Origin of the sequence: Microbacterium sp. Leaf179 (assembly GCF_001423785.1) — a bacterium.
GTDB lineage: Bacteria > Actinomycetota > Actinomycetes > Actinomycetales > Microbacteriaceae > Microbacterium.
Window position 1 is genome coordinate 300,076 of record NZ_LMPH01000003.1, and the last position, 20,325, is coordinate 320,400.

A 20,325-nucleotide genomic window follows, 5' to 3' on the forward strand; every position below is an offset into this window, starting at 1 on the left:
GCAGCGAGCCCGCGCCGCTTGATAGTTTAGGGCGGGTGTCCGCGCGCCTGTTGTTCCCCGACCCCCAGGCGGCAGCCGACCTGCTGACCTTCGCCTCCCGCACGATCCGTCTGGGTGACGGCACCGTGCGCTTGCGTGCCGACGGGGGAGTGCTCGTCGCCACCGCCGCCCCCCTCGCTCCCCGCGGGTTGCTCGACGCCACCCCGACGGTGCTGGGCCTGCGCGTCTCGGCGATCGATCCCGAGCTCGAGTGCGACCTCGTGGTCGACGCCTCCGCGCTGCTCCCGGCCCCCGACGACGCCTCAGCGGTCGTCCTTCCGGAGACCGCCACCTCGCCCGCGTGGGCGGGGATCTCGCCCCCGCGCAGCGGATGGGAGCAGAAGGATGCCATCGACGCCGCCGTTCTGGCATCCCGAGCCCAGTACGGGGTCGCCGCCGTCGCCGACGCGCTCCCCGCCGATGCGGGTGAGGACATCGTGCGGGTGATCCGCGCGCAGGTGTGGGGTCAGCCCGACGACGCCCTCGGGGGTCTTCCGCTCGGCACTGCCTTCGCGGCCTTCGCGCTGGGCTTCATCGCCGGCAGCGAGATGGCGCCCGTCCGCACGAGCGGCCCGTGGACGCGCGTGAGCCTCACTCGCGGTCACGTGCTCGTTCGAGGCCCCGTGCGCTCGGGGCTGACCGCCGTGCGCGCGACCGGGAGCTGATCCAGCCCGCGCATAGGTGGCCGCTTTACGCTGAGGGAAGCAAGGGGAGTACTCCCGTCGCGATGCATCCGTCATCACGAGCCCACCGTTGGGCTCCGGGTGCGTCGGTCCCGTCCGGGGCGGAGGAGACCTTGACGTCGCAGTTTCCGCTGCCCGTCGAGAGGTACCCCATGGTCTCGTTCTCCCGTCTGTTCGATCTCGCTTCGAAGGCCGTCGACAAGGCGTCTTCCTCCTCGTCCTCGCGGGACGGCTCCGCTCCCCACCCCTCGTCGGGTGCCTCCCGCGACTGGCGCACCATGGTGCGCTCCGCCGCCGATACCGTCACCGGTGACCGCCGGGCGGACTCCGCGCCCGCTCCCGCGCCCGTCGCCGATTCGCGCCGAGACACCGGCGTCGCCGGCCGATACGCTCCGCCGCCCGCGTCGGGCTCGGCCCCGGCGCTCTCGTCCGACGACCGCGCGGCGATCGCGCGGTACGACTACCTGCTGCGCACGGCCGACCCCGATCGCGTGGAGCAGATGCATCGCGAAGCCTTCGCGCGACTGACGCCCGAGCAGCGCGCGCACGTGCGCGAGCGCATGGATGCCGAGCTGCACCCGCACGAGCGTCCGCGCTCGGACGCCCCCGACGACCTCGCCCGCACGGCCGCACGCGCCGAGGCCACGCGTCCGGGTCGCATGTCGCAGATGCTGTCCCGCGCGGGCCGCGGCGGGCTGATCGGCGCGGGAGTGGTGGGTGCGGGCGGGCTGCTCGCCGCCGTGGCCGGCGGAGCGATCGTCAGTGCGGTCGCGGGGCCCCTGCTCGCCCAGGCGGGTCAGCTGGGCGTCGACTTCGCCGGGCTCGCCGAGGGCGTCGACCTCGACGCTCTGGCATCCGGTGTCGACCTCGAGACACTCGCGGGCGGCGTCGATCTGGGGGCGGCGGGCGACTGGGCCGGCGGCGCGCAGGACGCGGTGTCGGGTCTGGGCGATCAGGTCGGCGGGCTCGGCGAACGTCTGTCGAATTTCGACATCCCGGGCTTCGGCGACTTCCTCGGGCGCTGAGCGGCCCGACGACCCGCTGCGCCGCGTGAACGCGCGACGGTGCGCGGGCGGCCGGCTTCGGGCCAGCTGACGTGGAGCCGGTCGAGGTTGCGCCGGTCGACGTTGCGCCGGTCGACGCGGCAGGCCGGGCGACGCGGCAGGCCGGGCGACGCGGCAAGCCGGGCGACGCAGCAAGTCGGTCGACGCGGCAAGCCGGACGGCGCGGCCAACCCGACGGCGCGCGGGCCGGTCGACAACCGCGTCGAAGCGGCGGTGATCGGCACCCGCCGCCCCGTGACGTCGCTCAGTCGGCAGCGCGTACCGGCAGACCCGTGTCGGGGCGCTCGTTCTGCTGCGGCCCGATGCCGCGGGGCTCGAACGTGTTGACCATCGCGTAGGCGGCGCGCTCGAGGTAGTCCCAGAGGGGTGCCTCGAACGCGGGCGGCAGCGCGATCTCGTCGACGGCGGCGCGCATGTGCCGAAGCCACCGGTCGCGGGCGTCGGGGTCGACGTGGAACGGCATGTGCCGCATGCGCAGCCGTGGATGACCTCGGGTCTCGCCGTAGGTAGCCGGACCACCCCAGTACTGGGCGAGGAAGAGCGTCAGACGTTCGGCCGCCGGCCCGAGGTCTTCTTCGGGGTACATGGGCTTGAGCACCTCGTCGCCGGCCACGCCGCGGTAGAACGCATCGACCAGGCGACGGAAGGTGTCCATACCGCCGACCTGGTCGTAGAAGCTGATGGGCTCGGTCACGACTGCTCCTCGTGGTCGGCACGGACGGCCGGAGGCGTCGGCTTGGCGACGTCGGCCCCGGGCACCTCGGCGCCCGGGAGATCCAGGGTCGCCGTCGGGGTCTCGTCGCGCAGGGTCTTCTTCTTCGTCTTCGCGGGGACGGCGTCGTTGTGGTCGTCGGCGGTGTCGGACGCCTCGATGCGGCGCCCGCGGGGTTTCCAGCGGGGTCGGTCGGCGCCCGGCGCCACCGGCGTCTCTTTGGTCTTCGGCGGGTGCGCACCCCGCACGCTCTGCGCGCCCTCGGGCCCGCTGAGCATGATGGAGTTCAGCTGGGGCAGGGCGATGCCCATCGCGTCGATCGCGCGCTTGAGGCGCGCGCGCAGCTCGCGGGCGACGTCGTCCTTGGCGCTCGAGCGCGTCTTCATGACCAGGCGGATGACGAGAGCGTCACCGCTGATGGATTCGAGACCCCAGATCTCGGGCTGCTCGATGATGCGCGAGCGCCACTTGGACTCCTTCGACATCGTCTTCGCCGCGGCGAGCATCGCCGTCTCGACGTCGTCGATGTCGGCATCGGTGGGAACGGCGAGGTCGATGATGACGCGCGACCAGCCCTGCGACATGTTGCCGATGCGGGTGATCTCGCCGTTGCGCACGTACCAGAGCGTGCCGTTGACGTCACGGACGTGGGTGATGCGCACGCTGACGAACTCCACGATGCCGGTCGCCAGGCCCAGGTCGACGACGTCGCCGATACCGATCTGGTCTTCAGCGACGATGAAGATGCCGTTCAGCACGTCTTTGACGATGTTCTGCGCGCCGAAACCGAGGCCGGCGCCGATGGCGGCCGTGAGCAGGGTGAGCGAGGCCAGCGCGTTCGGCGCCACGATCGTGGCGATCCACACGAGCGCCACGATCACCAGGATGACGTTGACGATGTTCTGCAGGATCGTGCCGAGGGTGCGCGTGCGCTGCACGAGTCGCACCGCGCTGAGCGGGGACCGGTCGAGGGCCTGGGTGTCATCGACGCGCGCCTTGCTCTTCGCGCCGTTGACGATGCGGTCGACCACACGACGGATGATGACGCGCAGGATCCACGCCGCTATGGCGATCCCGACGACGATGCCGAGAATCTGCAGCAGCACGCCACCAAAGCCGAGCAGTTGGCCGCCGACCCAGGTCCAGAAATCGAGGCTGCCGATGTCGGCCGGGGGCGCGGTGGAAGACGGGCTCGGTTCGGGGACTTCGGCGAGAACAGACATCCGTCACAGCGTAACGACGGATGCCTCGGCGCTGGCTGAGCGTCGAGGCATCCGTGGTGGGGAGAAGGGGTCAGACGTCGCGCGACCGCAGGGCGATCCAGCCCAGCACCAGCGGCGCGAGGGCCCATGCCGCCAGGGTGAGGGCGCCTTGGCCGAGCTCCGTTCCGCCGGGGGTGGTGAGCTGCACCGCGGCGTTGACCGGCAGGTAGTCGGCCGCGTCGAGGATCCACTGCCAGCTCGGTCCCGCGAACGAGAACAGGCTGAACACGATGGGCAGGACGAAGAGCACCCCGACCGTAGCCGCGATGGCGCCGGCGCCGCTGCGGATGACGAAGCCGAAGCCGAGACCGATCAGCGTGAAGGCCGCCATCGACACGACCCCCAACGCGAGAGGGACCAGGGACTCCGAGGGCGTCGACCAGTCGAGGCCCGTGCTGACCAGCGGCGCGGTCACGGCGATCGCCACCGCGTAGATGACGACGGTGGTCACGGCCATGACGAGTGCGACGATGAGGGCCTTGGCCACCAGCACCGCCCCCCGACGGGGTTCGGCGGTGAGCGTCGAACGGATCATGCCGGTGGAGTACTCGCCCGTGATGACGATCGCACCGAGGATGCCGGCGACCAGCATCGTGAACTGCGTCGGCGCCAGGATCACGTTCGCCGCGGGGAAGCCGCCGCCGATGTCGCTCGAGGCCGCAGCGATCAGCAACGAGATCCCGACCGACAGGGCGGCGGTGACGCCGAGCGACCACCAGGTGGAGCGCAGGGTGAGCATCTTGATGCTCTCGCTCTTCATCAGGTGGATGAAGCTGAGGCGGTGCGCGGTCGAGGCGTGGGCGTGGGCCCGCGTGGTCGGCGCGGAAGCGACGGCGGTCATGCGATCTCCTTGGTCTTGTACTCGACCGAGTCGTCGGTGAGGGCGAGGTAGGCGTCCTCGAGCGAGCCCGCTCGCGGGGTCAGTTCATAGAGGGGGATGCCGCGAGCGGCGGCCAGGTCGCCGACCGTCTGCGCCGTGACGCCGGTGATCTGGGCGGCACCGGGCTCGGTGGCCGTCACCGTGGCATCCGGGATCTGCAGGGCCGAGACGAGGTCGGCCAGGCGCGGGGAGCGCACGAGCAGGGTCGTGGTGGTCCAGGTGCCGACGAGGTCGGCGAGCGGCGCATCGGCCAGGACGCGTCCGCGGCCGAGCACGATGACGTGGTCGGCGGTCTGCGCCATCTCGCTCATCAGATGGCTCGACAGCAGCACGGTGCGACCCTCGCTCGCCAGATGGCGGACGAACTGGCGCACCCACCGCACGCCCTCGGGATCGAGGCCGTTGACCGGCTCGTCGAGGATGAGGGTGTGGGGGTCGCCGAGGAGAGCGGCGGCGATTCCGAGACGCTGGCCCATACCGAGCGAGAACTTGCCCGCCCGCTTGCCGGCGACCGAGCCGATGCCGGTGAGCTCGATCACCTCGTCGACGCGGCTGCGCCCGATGCCGTGCGTCGCGGCCATGGCACGCAGGTGGTTGCGCGCCGAGCGCCCGGTGTGGATCGCCTTGGCGTCGAGCAGCACGCCGACCTCGGTGAGGGGGGAGCGCAGACGGCGGTAGTCCTGCCCGCCGACGGTGACCGAACCCGTCGAGGGACGGTCGAGACCGACGATCATGCGCATGGTGGTCGACTTGCCCGCGCCGTTGGGGCCGAGGAAGCCGGTGACGCGGCCAGGAGCCACGGTGAACGAGACGTCGTCGACGGCGGTCTTGTCGCCGTAACGCTTGGTGAGGTGCTCTGCAACGATCATGCCTTCACGCTACGGAGGCGCCCCGGGCGGGGGCATCCTCCCAGGGGATGATCCGGGTCCACCCGGGGATGACCCACGAATGACGAATGCCCCCTCCCGGTGAGGGAGGGGGCATTCTGAGGAGCTCGATTACTACGAGTCGCGCTCCTGGACCGACAGCGCACGCTCCACGCCGGCGAGGTTCTCGCCGACGAGGCGGCGCAGCGCCGGGGCGGCGTCGGCGTTCTGCGTCAGCCAGGCGCGGGTCGCATCGCGCAGGGCGGTGTTCGCGAGGGCGGCGGGGTACAGACCCACGATCAGGTACTGCGCGATCTGGTAGCTGCGCGACTCCCAGATCGGCAGCAGCATCGCGAAGTACGGCTCGACGAAGTCGGCCAGCACGTCGACCGTCGCCGGGTGCGTGAAGCCGAGGGCGGTCGAACGCACGATCGTGTTCGGCGCGTCGGCGTTGTCGATGAGCGAGTTCCACGCCTGCTGCTTCGCCTCGTGCGTGGGCAGCGAGGCCTTCGCCTGGGCGGCGAGCTCCCCACCCTTCGAGGTGTTGTCGGCCGCGCGGGCCGCGTCGATGTCGTCGGCCGACACCGCGCCGGCCGTGGCCAGCGAGATGAGCAACTGCCACGACAGGTCGGTGTCGATCTCGAGGCCGTCGAGCACCGTCTCGCCCGAGCGCAGGGCCCGCACCGTCTCGGCGTGCGCCGGAGTCGAGGCCGCCGAGGCGAACGCGGTGACGAACTGCAGCTGGCTGTCGCTGCCGGCCTCGGCGGCCTGGGCGAGCGCCCAGAGGCCGTCGGCGACGCGGGCGCGAGCCGCCTCACGCGACGCGGGCGTCACGTACGAGTTGGCGGCGAGCTGCAGCTGACCGAGCGTCGTGCGCACCGTCGTGGACTCGGTCTCGGAACCGATGTTGCGCAGCACGAGATCCAGGTAGTCGGTGGCCGAGGACTCGGCATCCCGGGTCTGATCCCAGGCCGCACCCCAGACGAGCGAGCGGGCCAGCGGGTCGGAGATGTCCTTGAGGTGGGCGATCGCCGTGGCGAGCGAGCGCTCGTCGCGGCGGATCTTCGCGTAGGCCAGGTCGTCGTCGTTGAGCAGCACGAGATCGGGACGACGGATGCCGCGGAGCTCGGCGACCTCGGTGCGGTCACCGTCGACGTCGATCTCGACGCGGTGCACGCGCTCGAGCGCTCCGGCGTCGTTGAGCGAGTAGAAGCCGACGCCGAGGCGGTGCGGACGGATGGTGGGGTAGTCGGCGGGCGCCGTCTGCACGATCGCGAAGCGCGAGATGGTGCCGTCGGAGCCTTCTTCGATGAGCGGCGAGAGCGTGTTGACGCCCGCCGTCTCGAGCCACTTCTTCGCCCAGTCGCCCAGGTCGCGGCCGCTGGTGGCCTCGAGCTCGACGAGCAGGTCGCCGACCTCGGTGTTCGACCACTGGTGCTTCTGGAAGTACGCGCCGACCCCGGCGAAGAACTGCTCGATCCCGACCCAGGCGGCGAGCTGCTTGAGCACCGACCCGCCCTTGGCGTAGGTGATGCCGTCGAAGTTGACCTGCACGTCTTCGAGGTCGGTGATCTCTGCGACGACCGGGTGGGTCGAGGGGAGCTGGTCCTGACGGTAGGCCCAGGTCTTCTCCATCGCGTTGAAGGTGGTCCAGGCGGCTTTCCACTCGGTGGCCTCGGCGGTGGCGATCGTCGACGCCCATTCGGCGAACGACTCGTTGAGCCAGAGGTCGTTCCACCACTTCATGGTGACGAGGTCGCCGAACCACATGTGGGCGAGCTCGTGCAGGATCGTCACGACGCGGCGTTCCTTGACCGCGTCGGTGACCTTGCTGCGGAAGACGTAGGTCTCGGTGAAGGTCACCGCGCCGGCGTTCTCCATCGCGCCGGCATTGAACTCGGGCACGAAGAGCTGGTCGTACTTGGCGAACGGGTACGGGAACCCGAACTTCTCCTCGAAGTACGCGAAGCCCTGGCGCGTCTTGTCGAAGACGTAGTCGGCGTCGAGGTGCTGCCAGAGGCTCTTGCGGGCGAAGACGCCGAGGGGGATGACGCGGCCGTCGGCGCTGGTCAGCTCCGAGAAGGTCGCCTCGTACGGACCCGCCACGAGCGCGGTGATGTACGACGAGATGCGGGGCGTCGGGGGGAAGTCCCAGCGGGCGGTGTCGTCGCCGACGGCGACGGGCTCGGGCGTGGGGGAGTTGGAGACGACCTTCCAGCGCGCGGGGGCGGTCACCGAGAACGTGAAGGCGGCCTTGAGATCGGGCTGCTCGAACACCGTGTACATGCGGCGGGAGTCGGGAACCTCGAACTGCGAGTAGAGGTAGACCTCGCCGTCGACGGGATCGACGAAGCGGTGCAGGCCCTCGCCGGTGTTCGTGTACTCGCAGTCGGCCTCGACGACGAGCTCGTTCTCGGATGCCAGCTCGTCGAGCGCGATGCGCGAGTCGACGAACACGGCGGCCGGGTCGAGGGATCGGCCGTTCAGCGTGACGGAGTGCACGGTGCGCGCGATGAGATCGATGAACGTCGATGCGCCCTCGGTGGCGGCGAAGGTGACGACGGTGCGCGAGGAGAAGACCTCGTCGCCGCGGGTGAGATCGAGCTGCACGTCGTAGGCGTGCGTGTCGACGACGGCGCGGCGTTCCTGCGCTTCGATGCGGGTGAGGTTCTCTCCTGGCACTGGCGTACTCCCTGGGATGAGGGTGGATCGTCGCAGATCGAGCGCTCTCGCGGGTGACGACGGACGCCGTCGGCGACGATGACAACCAGATAAGCCTAGTCACGAGATAACCCGCGCCCGGGCTCGCCATGCAGGTGCGAGGATGTCTGCGTGAGCACGACCGACACGGACACCACCCCTGAACCCGTCCTCTATGCCTCGCCCGCCGCGGCGTCGGGGCCCAAGTGGGTCGAGACGCCCGTCGCATACGACGGCATCCTCCTCGCCGGATTCGGCGGCCCGGAGGGGCAGGACGACGTCATCCCCTTCCTCCGCAATGTCACGCGCGGACGCGGCATCCCCGACGAGCGCCTCGAAGAGGTCGCCCATCACTACCGCCACTTCGGCGGGGTCAGCCCCATCAACGAGCACAACCGCGAGTTGAAGGCGGCTCTGGAGGCGGAGATCGCTGCGCGCGGGCTGGGCCTGCCCGTCTACTGGGGCAACCGCAACTGGGCGCCCTACCTCGAAGAGGCCGTGACCGAGGCCGCCGAGGCCGGCCACACCACTCTTCTGGCGATCGCCACGAGCGCGTACAGCTCGTTCTCGAGCTGCCGGCAGTACCGCGAGGACTACGCCCGCGTGCTCGAGTCGACGGGGCTCGGCGGGACCGTGACGATCGACAAGGTGCGCCAGTTCTTCGACCACCCCGGCTTCGTCGACACGTTCCTGCGCGGAGTGACGGATGCCGTGGCCGGCTTCGTCGCCGACGGGATCGCGCCCGAGAAGATCCGCGTGCTGTTCTCGACCCACTCCATTCCGATGGCCGACGCCCAGCGCTCGGGCCCCCGTGACGTCGAGTTCGGCGAGGGGGGCGCGTACGAGGCCCAGCACAAGGCCGTCGCCGAGGTCGTCATGGCCGCTGTCGCCGACGCCGTCGCCGAGGTCGAGTGGGAGCTCGTCTACCAGTCGCGCTCCGGCCCGCCCACGCAGCCCTGGCTCGAGCCCGACGTCAACGACGTGATCGCCGAACTCCCCGGCCGCGGGGTCGAGGCCGTCGCGATCGTGCCGCTCGGCTTCGTCAGCGACCACATGGAGGTGCTCTGGGACCTCGACACCGAGGCCATGGAGGCCGCCGAGGAGGCCGGCATCCGCGCAGTCCGCACGCCCACGCCCGGCGTCGACCCGGCCTACGTCTCGGGCCTCGTCGACCTCGTCGAGGAGCGACTGAACGGCACTCCGAAATCGGAACGCCCGCACCTGACCGACCTGGGGCCGTGGTACGACGTGTGCCGCCCCGGCTGCTGCGAGAACATCCGCGCCGGGTTCAAGCCCGTCGCCGCGGGCGTTCGCCCCTGACCCGATCCGACGCCGCCCGCTCTCTCTTCCGGGGAGCGGGCGGCGTCGTCGCGTCCGCCCCCTGATGTCGGCGGCCGTCAATAAGATGAGCGCATGCGCATCCACATCGGCACCGATCACGCCGGTCTCGAGTTCTCGACCCAGATCCAGCACCACCTCGCCGCCCAGGGGCACGAGGTCGTCGACCACGGCCCCCTCGAGTACGACCCGCTCGACGACTACCCGGCCTTCTGCATCCGCGCCGCTCAAGCGGTCGTGCGTGATCAGGCCGATGGCGTCGACGCGCTCGGCGTCGTCTTCGGCGGCTCGGGCAACGGCGAGCAGATCGCCGCGAACAAGGTGCTGGGCGTGCGCGCCGCGCTGGTGTGGAACGTGTCGACCGCCGAGCTCGCGCGCGAGCACAACGACGCCAACGTCATCTCGATCGGCGCGCGTCAGCACACGTTCGACGAGGCCGCATCGTTCATCGACCGCTTCATCGCGACACCGTTCTCGGGCGAAGAGCGCCACGCGCGCCGGATCGGCCAGCTCGCGGCGTACGAGCAAGACGGCGTGCTGCTGCCCGACCCGCGGGCGGCTCGCGGCGAGAACACCCTGACCGACGCCAGCGACTCGTTCGACCCCGAGGCAGGCTGATGCCCGAAGGGCATTCCGTCCACCGCATCGCGCGGCAGTTCGACCGCAACATCGTGGGGCGCGTCGTGGCGGCATCCAGCCCCCAGGGTCGTTTCGTCGAGGGAGCGTCGGTGCTCGACGGGCGCGAAGCGGTCGAGGTGCGGGCCGTCGCCAAGCAGATGTTCCTGCGGTTCGACGGTGACGTGTGGCTTCGCGTGCACCTGGGCATGTACGGCGCGTGGGACTTCTCGGGCGAAGTGGCGCTCGACGCGACGATCGCCTCGGCGAACGGCCGCATGGGGCACACCAACCAGCGCGGCACGACGTTCGACGACGCGCCGATCCTCGACGCCGCGGGCGAGAACTCCCTGAGCTCGATCGGCGCCCCGCGGCGCGCGCGGGTGCGCATGTCGGAGCAGACGACCGGTCTCGACGAACAGGTCGAGTGGCCGCCGCCGGTGGTCGGCGCCGTGCGGCTGCGTCTTCTCACCGAGACGACGTGCGCCGATCTGCGCGGCCCCACGGCCTGCGTGCTGCAGACGCCCGACGAGGTGGCGGCGACGATCGCGAAGCTCGGCCCCGACCCCCTCGTCGACGACGTCGCCGAGGGCGAGGAACGCTTCACCGCGACCGTCAAGAAGAAGCCCACCGCCATCGGCCTGCTCCTGATGGATCAGGCCGTGGTCAGCGGAATCGGCAACGTCTACCGCGCCGAGATCCTCTTCCGCGCCCGGCAGAACCCGCACACGCCTGGCCGCGACGTGCCCGAAGAGGTCGTCCGCGGCATGTGGCGCGACTGGGTGCGACTGCTGTCGATCGGCGTCGAGACCGGCCAGATGATGACGATGGACGACCTCGACCCCGAGGCGTATCGCCGTGCCATGGCCCATCGCGACGACCGGCACTGGGTCTACCACCGCGCGGGTCTGCCGTGCCGCGTATGCGGCACCGACATCGTGATGGAAGAGGCAGCGGGGCGCAAGCTGTACTGGTGCCCACGCTGCCAGGCCTGATCTGCCGGGGACGGTCCCGTCGACGAGCCCGGTGCCTCGCGCGCCGCGTGGGCGGATGAGCCTGGTGGAGCCCGCCGCGTTCTAGGCTGATCCGGTGCGCCAGAACCCCAGCTTCGCGATGACCGACGTCGGTGAGATCCGGCGTCTCATCGACCGCCACCCGTGGGTCACCCTCGTCGGTCAGGGCGACGACGGTCTCGTCGCCTCGCACTATGCGGTCATGCTCGACGACCAGCGCGACGACCTGACCATCGTCGGGCACGTCGGCAAGCCCGACGACGCGATCCTCGGTCTCGGCGACCGCGAGCTGCTCGTGGTGGTGCAGGGCCCGCACGGATACATCACTCCCCGGTGGTACGGCGACGTGCCCGCCGTCCCCACCTGGAACTTCGTGTCGGCGCACCTCTCCGGCATCCCGGAGATCCTGACGCTCGACGAGAACCTCCGCGTACTCGAACGTCTCGTCGAGCGGTTCGAGGGCGACGCCGACGACGCGCGGACCCTGTACGCCCTGCCGAACGACGCGACGTTCGTCGAACGCCTCGAGCGCGGCACCGTCGGCTTCCGCCTGACACCCACGCGGGTCACGGCCAAACGCAAGCTGAGCCAGAACAAGAGCGCCGAGGTGGTCGAGACCGTCATCGCGGGGCTGTCCGCGCAGCACCCCGAGCTCGCCGGCGAGATGCGCCGCGCCGAAGACGCCCGGGGACGCGCGTGATCGGCGAGCACGTCGGATTCGTCCGCGCCGTGCGGGTGGCGGGGCCGGGTCGTGAGTTCCTCCCCACCTCGGAGCCCGTCGACCTCGTCATCGCCGACGGAGTGATCGCCGACATCGCCCCCACGGGGAACCTCCGGCCCACCGGCGTGGTGGTGGACGGGGAGGGCGGCTGGCTGCTGCCCGGCCTCTGGGACCACCACGTGCACGTGCTGCAGTGGGCCCTGGTCGCCGAGCGCGTGCCGCTCGGCGAGGTCGCCTCGGCGCGCGATGCCGCATCGATCATGGCGTTCGCCCCCGAGAGCGACGGACGCCGCATCGGCGTCGGCTTCCGCGACGGGCTGTGGCCCGACGAGCCGAGTCTCGCCCTGCTCGACGCCGCGACCGGAGACGGGGCGACGTACCTCGTCAACGCCGACGTGCACAGCGTCTGGATGAACAGCGCCGCGTTCCGTCGCGAGGGCTTCGAGCCCGTGGCATCCGGGATGCTGCGCGAAGAGGACGCCTTCGAGATCTCGCGCCGACTCAACGCCATGGAGCCGGACCGTGCCGACGACGCCGTCGAGCGCATGGCTCGCGCCGCCGCGGCACGCGGGATCGTCGGACTCGTCGACCTCGACATGACGTGGAACGACGAGCCCTGGCAGCGGCGGGTCGCGCGGGGCTTCGATACGCTCCGCGTCTCGTACGGCACCTACCCGCAGCACCTCGACCGCGCGATCGCCGAGGGCCTGCGCACCGGCGACCGGGTGCGCGGGGCGGCGCACGACCTCGTGCGCGTCGGACCGCTGAAGGCCATCACCGACGGGTCGCTCGGAACCCGCACGGCGGCGTGCGCCCACCACTACCCGGGTGAGATCGGCAACCACGGACTGCTCACCGTGCCCCCCGACGCGCTCGTCGACATGATGACGCGGGCGACCGCCGCGGGGCTCGAGTGCGCGATCCACGCCATCGGCGACGTCGCGAACGCGCACGCTCTCGACGCGTATGCACGCACCGGCGCGGTGGGCACCATCGAGCACGCACAGCTCGTCGCGCACGCCGACATTCCGCGTTTCGCCCGGTTGGGCGTCGCGGCGAGCGTGCAACCCGAGCACGCGCTCGACGATCGCGACATGACGGATGCCATCTGGGCCGAGCAATCCGCGCAGCCCTACCCCCTGCGCGCCCTGGTCGACAGCGGGGCGAACGTGCGGTTCGGCTCCGACGCGCCCGTGGCGTCGCTGGATCCCTGGGCGGCGATGGCGTCGGCCGTGTTCCGCACGCGCGACGGGCGCGACGCCTGGCACCCGCACCAGCGGATCGACATCGACACCGCCATCGCGGCATCCACCGCCGGAGGATCGACGGCGCCGGCGCAGATCAGCCCCGGGGCCCTGGCGGATCTCGTCATCGTGGGCGACGATCCGCACGCCGCCGACGAGCGGGGCCTGCGCGCCATGCCGGTGCGAACGACGCTGCTCGCGGGGCGCGTGACGCACGGCGCGTGACGCACACGTCCTCGCCGCTTCGGATTCGCGCGCGACGACAGCCCCGGCGTTTCGCGCGGGGAACGACGAAGGGGGCGGTGCCGAAGCACCGCCCCCTTCGTGGAGGAATTACGCCGCGAGGTGCGCGAACAGGAACCAGCGGTCCTTGTCGAGACCGCGCTTGATCTCGATGGCGACGTCCTGGCTCGTCATGTCGAGCTCGTCGAGGCCCTCGATGGCGGCTTCGATGTCGAGCAGCACGGCGTCGATGTCGGCGATGACGGCGCGGATGACGACGTCGGACTGCGCGAAGCCGGCGGGGACCTCGGTGGCCTTCGCCTTGGCCGCGACCGTCGACAGGCGCGCGTCGATGGGCAGGCCCAGGGCGACGATGCGCTCGGCGGCCAGGTCGGCCCAATCCTGCGCGTGAGCCACGACGGTGTCGAGCAGCTCGTGCACGCCGATGAAGTTGGATCCGCGGACGTGCCAGTGCGCCTGCTTGCCGTTGACGACGAGCGCCTCGAGGCCGATCACGACGGGGGACAGGAACTGCGCGGTGCCGGACGCCATGGTGGAGTCGACGGTGGTGGCGGCGGGGGTGTGAACGGTGCTCATGTTTGCTCCTTAGGCGACGTTCGAAGTCTCGATGGATGCAACGCTACTCACTCGCGGACATTCCGCAAGCAAGATGAGGCTCGGCTAAATACCTGATGAATAGGCAATCCTCACCTATGCTCCCGCCTTCTCGTCGCGAGCGCGAGCCCCGCTCCCACGGCTCCGGCCGCGACGAGCGCGACGGCGGCGAGCGGGTCCGTGCCACGCCCCGTCCGGGGCAGAGCATCGCCGGGCGATCGGGGCGAGTCCGGGTCGGCGCCCTCGACGTGCTCGCTGAGCCGCACGACGGGCGTGGCGCTCGTCGCCGCCCGTCGCATGTCGTTGCCCGCCGCGGCATCCATCCGCACGCCGATCGCGATGCGCACCGTGCCGCCGGCCGGGATGACGGCGCTGCGCCATTCGGCGCCCGGCGCGACCGTCTGATCGTCGACGGCGAGTCGCAGGGCCCCCGCCAAGGTGGGGCGCGTCCCGTCGGCGCCCGGGAGGTCGAGGCGAACCGCAGCGCGAGCGGGATCACCGCTGACGTTGCGGATCCACACGGGCGTGGTGAGCGTGATTCCCGGTGCGAGACGGCCGAGGTCGTCGATCGGGTCGAGCGAGCCGTCGGAGACGAATCGGATGCCATCGGCGCTGAGCTGCAGGTTCGCCTCCGCCGCGTCGCGGGACGCGGCCGCCGGCTCCCCGGCTCTCGCGGGCGCTGGAGCGACGAAGGGGGTGAGAGCCGCGACGGCGACGAGCACGGCGAGCGTCGCCGCGGCAGCCCGCCGACGCCGGGTCCGCACCAGGTCGATGGCCAGCAGCGCGACGCCGTACCCGACGATGAGGACCCCGACCACGGCGACGATCGCCCCTCGGTCGTGCCCGCCCAGCAGCACACCCGGATACCCGAGGTACGGCACCGCCATGATCACCGTGCCGCGCAGTTGCTCGCGCTGCACGGGGGGATCGTCGACATCGTTGGCGTCGCCGCGTGTCACGAGCAGCCGGTCTCCGCCGGTGCTGCTCGTCGTCCCGACGACCCGGTGCGTGACGACCGCGGGGTCGCCCGAGCGGATCTGGTACGTCACGACGTCGCCGATCTGCACGTCGTCGATCGACGCGGCGCGCACCGCGATCATGGTGCCGGGCGGCATCCCGGGCTGCATGCTCCCGGTGAGCACGGTATACGTCTGAGCGCCGAGGAGGTGGGGGATGACGATCGTCAGCAGGGCGAACAGGGAGAGGACCAGGATGACGACCGTGCCGACGACCGAACGCAGACGGGGCCCGCGGGAGCGCGGGCGGGGGTGGGCCTCGCGCGTGGAGCGTCGGGTCAGGTTCCCTGACACTTCAGCCCTCCGGTCAGCAGACCACCGAGCAGGCTCGACAGCACGACGGGCTGTGCGTTGCCGGCCGCGGATTCCCACGCACCGACGCGGGCTTTGACGGTCACGAGGACCGACCCCCCGGTGAGGAGGGAACCGAGGGCCAGACCGAGGTTCTCGAGCAGCGAGCCGCGCACCTCGAAGAACAGGTTCGTCTGGTTCTGGCTGAGCGATGTTGTGCTGCTGTTGACGGTGTTCCCGAGCGTCACGTCGTAACCGGTCGCGCCCTCGACGCTCGCCCATTCGATGCGCGCGGCGCGGGGGCTCGACGTCACGTTCTTGCACTGCGTCACGGGTGCGGCGAGCGAGCCCGTCGACAGCGAGAACGCGGGCGCCGCGGCGGTCGACTGCCAGGCGGCCTCTGCGGGCGGAGCGGTCAGACCCCAGAGGAACGACAGGGCGACGGCGCCGGCGATCACCGACCGGCCCCCCGGCGACAGCCCCGTCACGAGAGCACCTGATCGGCCGTCACCGTCATCGACGGCGAGATGGCTGTGTTCTGCGCGGTAGACGGCGCGTCTGCGCGCAGCGTCACCCGCAGGCACAGGTCGACCGACTGTCCCGTCTTCAACCCTCCCGCCGGGGCGTAAGAACCCCCCGGCGGGATCACGGTGCCGCTCCCGCACGCTCCGACGAACACCTGCGTGGTGACCCACGTCGACTGGGTCGTCGGCGTCGCGCTGAGCTTCCAGCGGAGCGTCGTCCCGCTCCCCGTCGCGGTGACTCGCAGCGTCGCGGTGTCGCTCACGCCGCTCGGGTACAGCGGCTCCCACGCCGACCAGGAACCCGTCCACTGCGTCGCGAGGGCCAGGTCACCGGATGCCACGACCCCCGCGGCGAGGGGCACACGGCTCTGCCAGAACGCCTGTGCCGCGGTGGTCCCCCCACCGAGCACGAGGACCGTCGCCAGCATCGCTCCCCAGCGCAGCCTTCGCGGGACGCCGTCGTCACGCTGCGACATGCCGAGGCCCGTGTCAGGAGGTCGCCTGCGACAGTGCGAAGGCCACACCGTTGAGGTCGACGGTGCTGTTGACGCCGTTTCGCTGGTCGGTGGTGGAGCGGAATGTGATGGTGAGGGTGGCGGTCACCGTCGCGTCGGTGTCGCCCGTAATGCGGTAGGTGTTCGGGGTGGTTTCGGCGCCGAGGCCCGGCACGGTCAGGTCCACGTCGAGATAGGCCGCGAGCGCACCCGTGGTGAAGTCGTCGCCGAGGGCTGCCGTGAGGTCCGCGGCGATGGTGTCCCCCTCGAGCGTCACGGTGAGAGGCTGCGACAGCGTGAGCACGTCGCCCGGAACCAGTCGCACATCGCCCAGGTCTGCCTCGTCGACGGCCGTGGCCGGCTGCAGTGCGCCCGCCAGGGTCCACGAGCCCGCCCCCAACGTCAGGTCGAGGTCTCCCGACTCCACGGTGCCGGCGCTCAACGCGGTCTCGGTCGACCAGTACGCGTACGTGCCGGCGCCACCGAGCAGGAGGGCGGTGCCGGCGGCGATCGCGAGGATCGCGACGCCTCGAGGGTGGCGCCGAACCGAACGGGTGCGGGTGGCGGGGGATGTTTCAACGGTGCGGGACATGATGTTCTCCAGGGCGGGATGCGGCTGCGGTGCGGGACCGAACCTATGAGCGCCGCCCGTCCGCGGCGCTACCGGTTTCGCCTTCCCGGTAGGCGAAGCGGCGCTCGCCGGTAGTCGGGCCGTGCATGCGGCCAGTAGTCGCGGGTCGTTAGGGTCGGGCCATGACCATCGCTCGCGACGCCGTCGTGCTCGCCCTTCCCGATGCCGCTCCCGAGATCGACGACACCGCGTTCGTGGCATCCGGAGCCCGAGTCGTGGGGGACGTGCGACTGTCGACGAATGCGAGCGTCTGGTACAACGCGGTTCTGCGGGGCGACAGCGCGTCGATCACCGTCGGCGCCCGGAGCAACGTGCAGGACAACGTCTCGGTCCACGTCGACGCCGGACGCCCCGTCGTCATCGGCGCCGACGTCTCGGTCGGACACAACGTCGTCGTGCACGGGTGCACCATCGGCGACGGTTCGCTGATCGGCATGGGGAGCGTGATTCTGTCGGGTGCCGATATCGGTCCCGGCTGCCTCATCGCCGGGGGAGCGGTCGTGCTCGAGGGCACCGTCGTGCCGGCGGGATCGCTCGTCGCAGGCGTTCCGGCCCAGGTGCGTCGCGCGCTGACCGACGAGGAGCGCTCGAAGATTCTGCGGAACGCCCAGACGTACGTGGCGCACACGGCTCGGCATCGCGCCGCGTCGCCGGTCACGGACCTCGACCGAGACCTCGACGGGTGGACGGACTGACCCGGGGGAGCGAATCGACGCGTCCGACGGGTGAAGTTCCGCGGCTCTGACGGGGGTCCGCACCGGGACTGTGGTGTCGTGGCGAGCGGTGTCGCTGTCGGCGATGCCGTCGCCGCCCGGGAGCCGCCATCTGCGCAACCGCCTCGTCGATCCGCCGTGAGTGGGTCCGTCTCGCAGCGGCGCGCGGATCGTGGCCGCGCGGGTCGTGGCGGCGATCAGCGCTCTACGCCGCCTGCGGATTCGACGTACCCACGGAGGCGCAGGCGGGCCTCGAGCTCGATCTGTCGCTGGGCGGGTGGGCCGGCCCCGAGCAGCAGCGCGACGCGTAGTCTCGCGAGATGCACATCACGACGCTCGGCCCCGACGAGGTCTTCGTCTTCGGATCGAACGCGTCCGGGGCGCACGGCGGGGGAGCCGCGCGGTTCGCCCTCGACCGTTTCGGAGCGGTCTGGGGCCAGAGCGAGGGGCTGCAGGGGCAGGCCTACGGCATCGACACGATGTCGGGACTCACGGTGTTCGAGGAGCAGGCACGGCGATTCGTCGCTTTCGCGGCGGATCACCCGCATCTGCGGTTCCTCGTCACCGAGGTCGGGTGCGGGATCGCGGGATATCGACCCGCGCAGGTGGCGGGGTTCTTCGCGGGAGCCGGGCAGAACGTCGTGCTGCCGGAATCGTTCCGCGGAGAGGGTCGTCGGCGATCGGATGCCGATGCGGAGAATCCCTAGGCGCGGGACGGGTGGAGGGGCTGACGAGAATCGAACTCGCATCATCTGTTTGGAAGACAGAGGCTTTACCACTAAGCTACAGCCCCGAAATCCGGCGACTCGAGGAGCCGTGGAATCGGACTCCTCTACTCTACGACACCCGTGGGAGTGCCTCCGACACCATGCGGGGACACTCGTGCGCGGGCGGGTGGCTCCTCGGCATCCGTAGGACCGGCAGGAGGTGCCGCCCGCGGACGCATCCTGAGCGGATCGGACAACCCCGCCGCAGAGAAACCGGCGTGCCCAGGCCGATCGACTAGACTTTCCTCGGTCGTTTCGTCGGCGCGTGCCGCGCGTCGCCCCGGGGCGTAGCTCAGCTTGGTAGAGCGCCCGCTTTGGGAGCGGGAGGCCGCAGGTTCAAATCCTGTCGCCCCGACGTCACGGCCCCACAGACCACAGGCCCAATCGGCCCCCGCGTGCGCGCGGGCCACACGAGGAGAACGAACCGCATGGTCAACAGCACCGTCGAGAAGCTCAGCCCCACCCGGGTCAAGCTCCACATCACGGTCTCGCCCGACGAGCTCAAGCCGAGCATCGCTCACGCCTACGAGCACATCGCGCGCGACGTGCAGATCCCCGGCTTCCGCAAGGGCAAGGTCCCCGCCCCGATCATCGATCAGCGCATGGGCCGCGGCGCGGTCATCGAGCACGCCGTCAACGAGGGCCTCGACGGTTTCTACCGCGCGGCCGTCGACGACCAGGAACTGCGCGTCATCGGTCGCCCCAACGCCGAGATCATCGAGCTCCCCGAGCTCAAGGACTTCTCCGGTGACCTGGTCATCGACGTCGAGGTCGACGTTCGCCCCGAGTTCGACCTCCCCGCCTACGACACCCTCACGGTGACCGTCGACGCGGTCGAGGCCGATGAGGCCGGCATCGACGCCGAGCTCGACCGCCTTCGTGCGCGCTTCGGCACGCTCGTCACGGTCGACCGCCCCGCGACCACCGGTGACTTCGTCGAGCTCGACCTGGTGGCCACCATCGACGGCGCCGAGATCGACCGCGCCGAGGGCGTCTCGTACGAGGTCGGCTCGGGCGAGCTGCTCGAGGGCATCGACGAGGCCATCGAATCGCTCACCGCCGACGAGCAGACCACGTTCCGCTCGAAGCTGGTCGGCGGAGACCACGCGGGCGAAGAGGCCGAGGTCGCGGTGACCATCACCGCCGTCAAGGAGCGCGAGCTCCCCGACGCCGACGACGACTTCGCGCAGATGGCGTCGGAGTTCGACACGCTCGCGGAGCTCCGCGAGTCGCTGAGCGAGCGCGTGTCGCAGCAGGCCGTGTTCACGCAGGGCTCCGCCGCGCGTGACAAGTTCATCGAGGCCCTGCTCGAGGCCGTCGACATCCCGGTTCCGCCGGCGCTCATCGAAGACGAGGTGCACACGCACCTCGAGGGCGAGAACCGCCTCGAAGACGACGAGCACCGCGCCGAGGTCACCGAGGCGAGCGAGAAGCAGTTCCGCACGCAGATGGTGCTCGACAAGATCGCCGAAGACGCCAACGTGCAGGTGTCGCAGGACGAGCTCACGCAGTACCTGATCCAGTCGGCCGCGCAGTACAACATGGCGCCGCAGGACTTCGTCAACGCGCTCCAGCAGGGCAACCAGCTGCCCGCGCTCGTCGGTGAGGTCGCCCGCAACAAGGCCCTCGCGATCGCGCTCGGCAAGGTGTCCGTCGTCGACACCAACGGCAAGGCCGTCGACCTGACCGGCTTCGTCGCCGTCGAGGGCGAAGAGCCCACCGAGGGTGACGACGAGGTCGTCGAAGAGGCGCAGGAGATCGCGGATGCCGCGGCCGACGCCGACGCCATCGTCGAGGCCGAAGAGGCTCCCGCCGCGGAGGCTCCGAAGAAGGCTCCCGCCAAGAAGCGCGCGCCCGCCAAGAAGAAGGCAGACGACAAGGCCGCCGAGAGCGAGTAAGTCGTGACGAGGGGGCG

The 20,325-nt window shown here is 70.9% G+C and carries 20 protein-coding genes and 2 tRNA genes; 11 read left to right on the forward strand and 11 right to left on the reverse strand.

What is annotated here, in order from left to right:
* Positions 1–35 precede the first annotated feature (35 nt).
* Complete coding sequence (locus ASF96_RS12950) at positions 36–704, forward strand: hypothetical protein (protein ID WP_055939884.1); 669 nt, start codon at positions 36–38, stop codon at positions 702–704.
* 170 nt (positions 705–874) lie between these two features.
* Positions 875–1,747 (forward strand): hypothetical protein, encoded by an 873-nt coding sequence (locus tag ASF96_RS12955; protein ID WP_055939886.1) that lies wholly within the window; start codon positions 875–877, stop codon positions 1,745–1,747.
* A gap of 283 nt (positions 1,748–2,030) precedes the next feature.
* Here the strand turns inward: ASF96_RS12955 and ASF96_RS12960 are convergent, their stop codons facing one another.
* The 5 genes from ASF96_RS12960 to pepN all read right to left on the reverse strand — a co-directional run bounded on the left by ASF96_RS12960 (position 2,031) and on the right by pepN (position 8,188).
* Complete coding sequence (locus ASF96_RS12960) at positions 2,031–2,480, reverse strand: globin (protein ID WP_082509650.1); 450 nt, start codon at positions 2,478–2,480, stop codon at positions 2,031–2,033.
* A complete protein-coding gene (locus ASF96_RS12965; protein WP_055939888.1) occupies positions 2,477–3,721 on the reverse strand; it encodes a mechanosensitive ion channel family protein in 1,245 nt (414 codons plus the stop codon). The genes ASF96_RS12960 and ASF96_RS12965 overlap by 4 nt, the downstream gene beginning before the upstream one ends.
* A 70-nt stretch (positions 3,722–3,791) precedes the next feature.
* Positions 3,792–4,601 carry an ABC transporter permease gene (locus ASF96_RS12970; RefSeq protein ID WP_055939890.1) on the reverse strand — a complete coding sequence of 270 codons (810 nt, stop codon included), beginning with the start codon at positions 4,599–4,601 and terminating at the stop codon, positions 3,792–3,794.
* Positions 4,598–5,509: an ABC transporter ATP-binding protein gene (locus ASF96_RS12975; RefSeq protein ID WP_055939891.1), complete on the reverse strand. Its 912-nt coding sequence runs from the start codon at positions 5,507–5,509 to the stop codon at positions 4,598–4,600. Before ASF96_RS12975 ends, ASF96_RS12970 begins: the two co-directional genes overlap by 4 nt.
* Before the next feature lie 132 nt (positions 5,510–5,641).
* A complete protein-coding gene (pepN, locus tag ASF96_RS12980) occupies positions 5,642–8,188 on the reverse strand; it encodes an aminopeptidase N (protein WP_055939893.1) in 2,547 nt (848 codons plus the stop codon).
* 150 nt (positions 8,189–8,338) lie between these two features.
* Here pepN and ASF96_RS12985 point away from each other — a divergent pair, with 150 nt between their 5' ends.
* From ASF96_RS12985 to ASF96_RS13005, 5 genes are all read left to right on the forward strand, one after another.
* Positions 8,339–9,526, forward strand: a complete 1,188-nt coding sequence (locus tag ASF96_RS12985; protein WP_055939895.1) for a ferrochelatase — start codon at positions 8,339–8,341, stop codon at positions 9,524–9,526.
* A 93-nt stretch (positions 9,527–9,619) separates the two neighbouring features.
* Complete coding sequence (locus tag ASF96_RS12990) at positions 9,620–10,162, forward strand: ribose-5-phosphate isomerase (RefSeq protein WP_055836828.1); 543 nt, start codon at positions 9,620–9,622, stop codon at positions 10,160–10,162.
* Positions 10,162–11,154 (forward strand): Fpg/Nei family DNA glycosylase, encoded by a 993-nt coding sequence (locus ASF96_RS12995; RefSeq protein WP_055939897.1) that lies wholly within the window; start codon positions 10,162–10,164, stop codon positions 11,152–11,154. The genes ASF96_RS12990 and ASF96_RS12995 overlap by 1 nt, the downstream gene beginning before the upstream one ends.
* A 94-nt stretch (positions 11,155–11,248) precedes the next feature.
* Positions 11,249–11,872, forward strand: a complete 624-nt coding sequence (locus ASF96_RS13000; RefSeq protein WP_200934104.1) for an FMN-binding negative transcriptional regulator — start codon at positions 11,249–11,251, stop codon at positions 11,870–11,872.
* Positions 11,869–13,362, forward strand: coding sequence for an amidohydrolase (locus ASF96_RS13005; protein WP_055939899.1), 1,494 nt, complete (start codon positions 11,869–11,871; stop codon positions 13,360–13,362). Before ASF96_RS13000 ends, ASF96_RS13005 begins: the two co-directional genes overlap by 4 nt.
* Before the next feature lie 108 nt (positions 13,363–13,470).
* Here the strand turns inward: ASF96_RS13005 and ASF96_RS13010 are convergent, their stop codons facing one another.
* The 5 genes from ASF96_RS13010 to ASF96_RS13030 all read right to left on the reverse strand — a co-directional run bounded on the left by ASF96_RS13010 (position 13,471) and on the right by ASF96_RS13030 (position 16,891).
* A complete protein-coding gene (locus ASF96_RS13010) occupies positions 13,471–13,956 on the reverse strand; it encodes a Dps family protein (RefSeq protein ID WP_055939900.1) in 486 nt (161 codons plus the stop codon).
* A 110-nt stretch (positions 13,957–14,066) separates the two neighbouring features.
* Positions 14,067–15,284, reverse strand: a complete 1,218-nt coding sequence (locus tag ASF96_RS13015) for a signal peptidase I (RefSeq protein ID WP_055939901.1) — start codon at positions 15,282–15,284, stop codon at positions 14,067–14,069.
* Positions 15,269–15,769, reverse strand: a complete 501-nt coding sequence (locus tag ASF96_RS17185; RefSeq protein ID WP_055836845.1) for a hypothetical protein — start codon at positions 15,767–15,769, stop codon at positions 15,269–15,271. The genes ASF96_RS13015 and ASF96_RS17185 overlap by 16 nt, the downstream gene beginning before the upstream one ends.
* The gene (locus ASF96_RS13025; protein WP_156458860.1) at positions 15,766–16,281 is read right to left on the reverse strand and encodes a hypothetical protein; all 516 of its coding nucleotides are present in this window, start codon (positions 16,279–16,281) and stop codon (positions 15,766–15,768) included. The genes ASF96_RS17185 and ASF96_RS13025 overlap by 4 nt, the downstream gene beginning before the upstream one ends.
* Before the next feature lie 13 nt (positions 16,282–16,294).
* Positions 16,295–16,891: an alternate-type signal peptide domain-containing protein gene (locus ASF96_RS13030; protein WP_055939904.1), complete on the reverse strand. Its 597-nt coding sequence runs from the start codon at positions 16,889–16,891 to the stop codon at positions 16,295–16,297.
* Between the two features lie 161 nt (positions 16,892–17,052).
* Here ASF96_RS13030 and ASF96_RS13035 point away from each other — a divergent pair, with 161 nt between their 5' ends.
* Together ASF96_RS13035 and ASF96_RS13040 are read left to right on the forward strand one after the other, a co-directional pair.
* Positions 17,053–17,625 carry a gamma carbonic anhydrase family protein gene (locus ASF96_RS13035; RefSeq protein ID WP_055939905.1) on the forward strand — a complete coding sequence of 191 codons (573 nt, stop codon included), beginning with the start codon at positions 17,053–17,055 and terminating at the stop codon, positions 17,623–17,625.
* A 338-nt stretch (positions 17,626–17,963) separates the two neighbouring features.
* Positions 17,964–18,350 carry an A1S_2505 family phage non-structural protein gene (locus tag ASF96_RS13040; protein WP_055939907.1) on the forward strand — a complete coding sequence of 129 codons (387 nt, stop codon included), beginning with the start codon at positions 17,964–17,966 and terminating at the stop codon, positions 18,348–18,350.
* A 12-nt stretch (positions 18,351–18,362) separates the two neighbouring features.
* Here ASF96_RS13040 and ASF96_RS13045 read toward each other — a convergent pair.
* Positions 18,363–18,436: transfer RNA gene (locus tag ASF96_RS13045), tRNA-Gly, on the reverse strand.
* A 255-nt stretch (positions 18,437–18,691) separates the two neighbouring features.
* Between ASF96_RS13045 and ASF96_RS13050 the strand changes: the two genes are divergently transcribed.
* Together ASF96_RS13050 and tig are read left to right on the forward strand one after the other, a co-directional pair.
* Positions 18,692–18,765 (forward strand) — tRNA-Pro (locus tag ASF96_RS13050).
* 73 nt (positions 18,766–18,838) lie between these two features.
* Complete coding sequence (gene tig, locus ASF96_RS13055; RefSeq protein WP_055939909.1) at positions 18,839–20,308, forward strand: trigger factor; 1,470 nt, start codon at positions 18,839–18,841, stop codon at positions 20,306–20,308.
* Positions 20,309–20,325 lie beyond the last annotated feature (17 nt).

Coding starts and splice junctions, on each gene's coding strand:
- ASF96_RS12955 (WP_055939886.1), top strand. CDS start 875: ATGGTCTCGTTCTCCCGTCTGTTCGATCTCGCTTCGAAGGCCGTCGAC.
- ASF96_RS12965 (WP_055939888.1), bottom strand. CDS start 3,721: ATGTCTGTTCTCGCCGAAGTCCCCGAACCGAGCCCGTCTTCCACCGCG.
- ASF96_RS12970 (WP_055939890.1), bottom strand. CDS start 4,601: ATGACCGCCGTCGCTTCCGCGCCGACCACGCGGGCCCACGCCCACGCC.
- ASF96_RS12975 (WP_055939891.1), bottom strand. CDS start 5,509: ATGATCGTTGCAGAGCACCTCACCAAGCGTTACGGCGACAAGACCGCC.
- ASF96_RS12990 (WP_055836828.1), top strand. CDS start 9,620: ATGCGCATCCACATCGGCACCGATCACGCCGGTCTCGAGTTCTCGACC.
- ASF96_RS12995 (WP_055939897.1), top strand. CDS start 10,162: ATGCCCGAAGGGCATTCCGTCCACCGCATCGCGCGGCAGTTCGACCGC.
- ASF96_RS13010 (WP_055939900.1), bottom strand. CDS start 13,956: ATGAGCACCGTTCACACCCCCGCCGCCACCACCGTCGACTCCACCATG.
- ASF96_RS13025 (WP_156458860.1), bottom strand. CDS start 16,281: ATGTCGCAGCGTGACGACGGCGTCCCGCGAAGGCTGCGCTGGGGAGCG.
- ASF96_RS13030 (WP_055939904.1), bottom strand. CDS start 16,891: ATGTCCCGCACCGTTGAAACATCCCCCGCCACCCGCACCCGTTCGGTT.
- ASF96_RS13035 (WP_055939905.1), top strand. CDS start 17,053: ATGACCATCGCTCGCGACGCCGTCGTGCTCGCCCTTCCCGATGCCGCT.
- ASF96_RS13040 (WP_055939907.1), top strand. CDS start 17,964: ATGCACATCACGACGCTCGGCCCCGACGAGGTCTTCGTCTTCGGATCG.
- tig (WP_055939909.1), top strand. CDS start 18,839: ATGGTCAACAGCACCGTCGAGAAGCTCAGCCCCACCCGGGTCAAGCTC.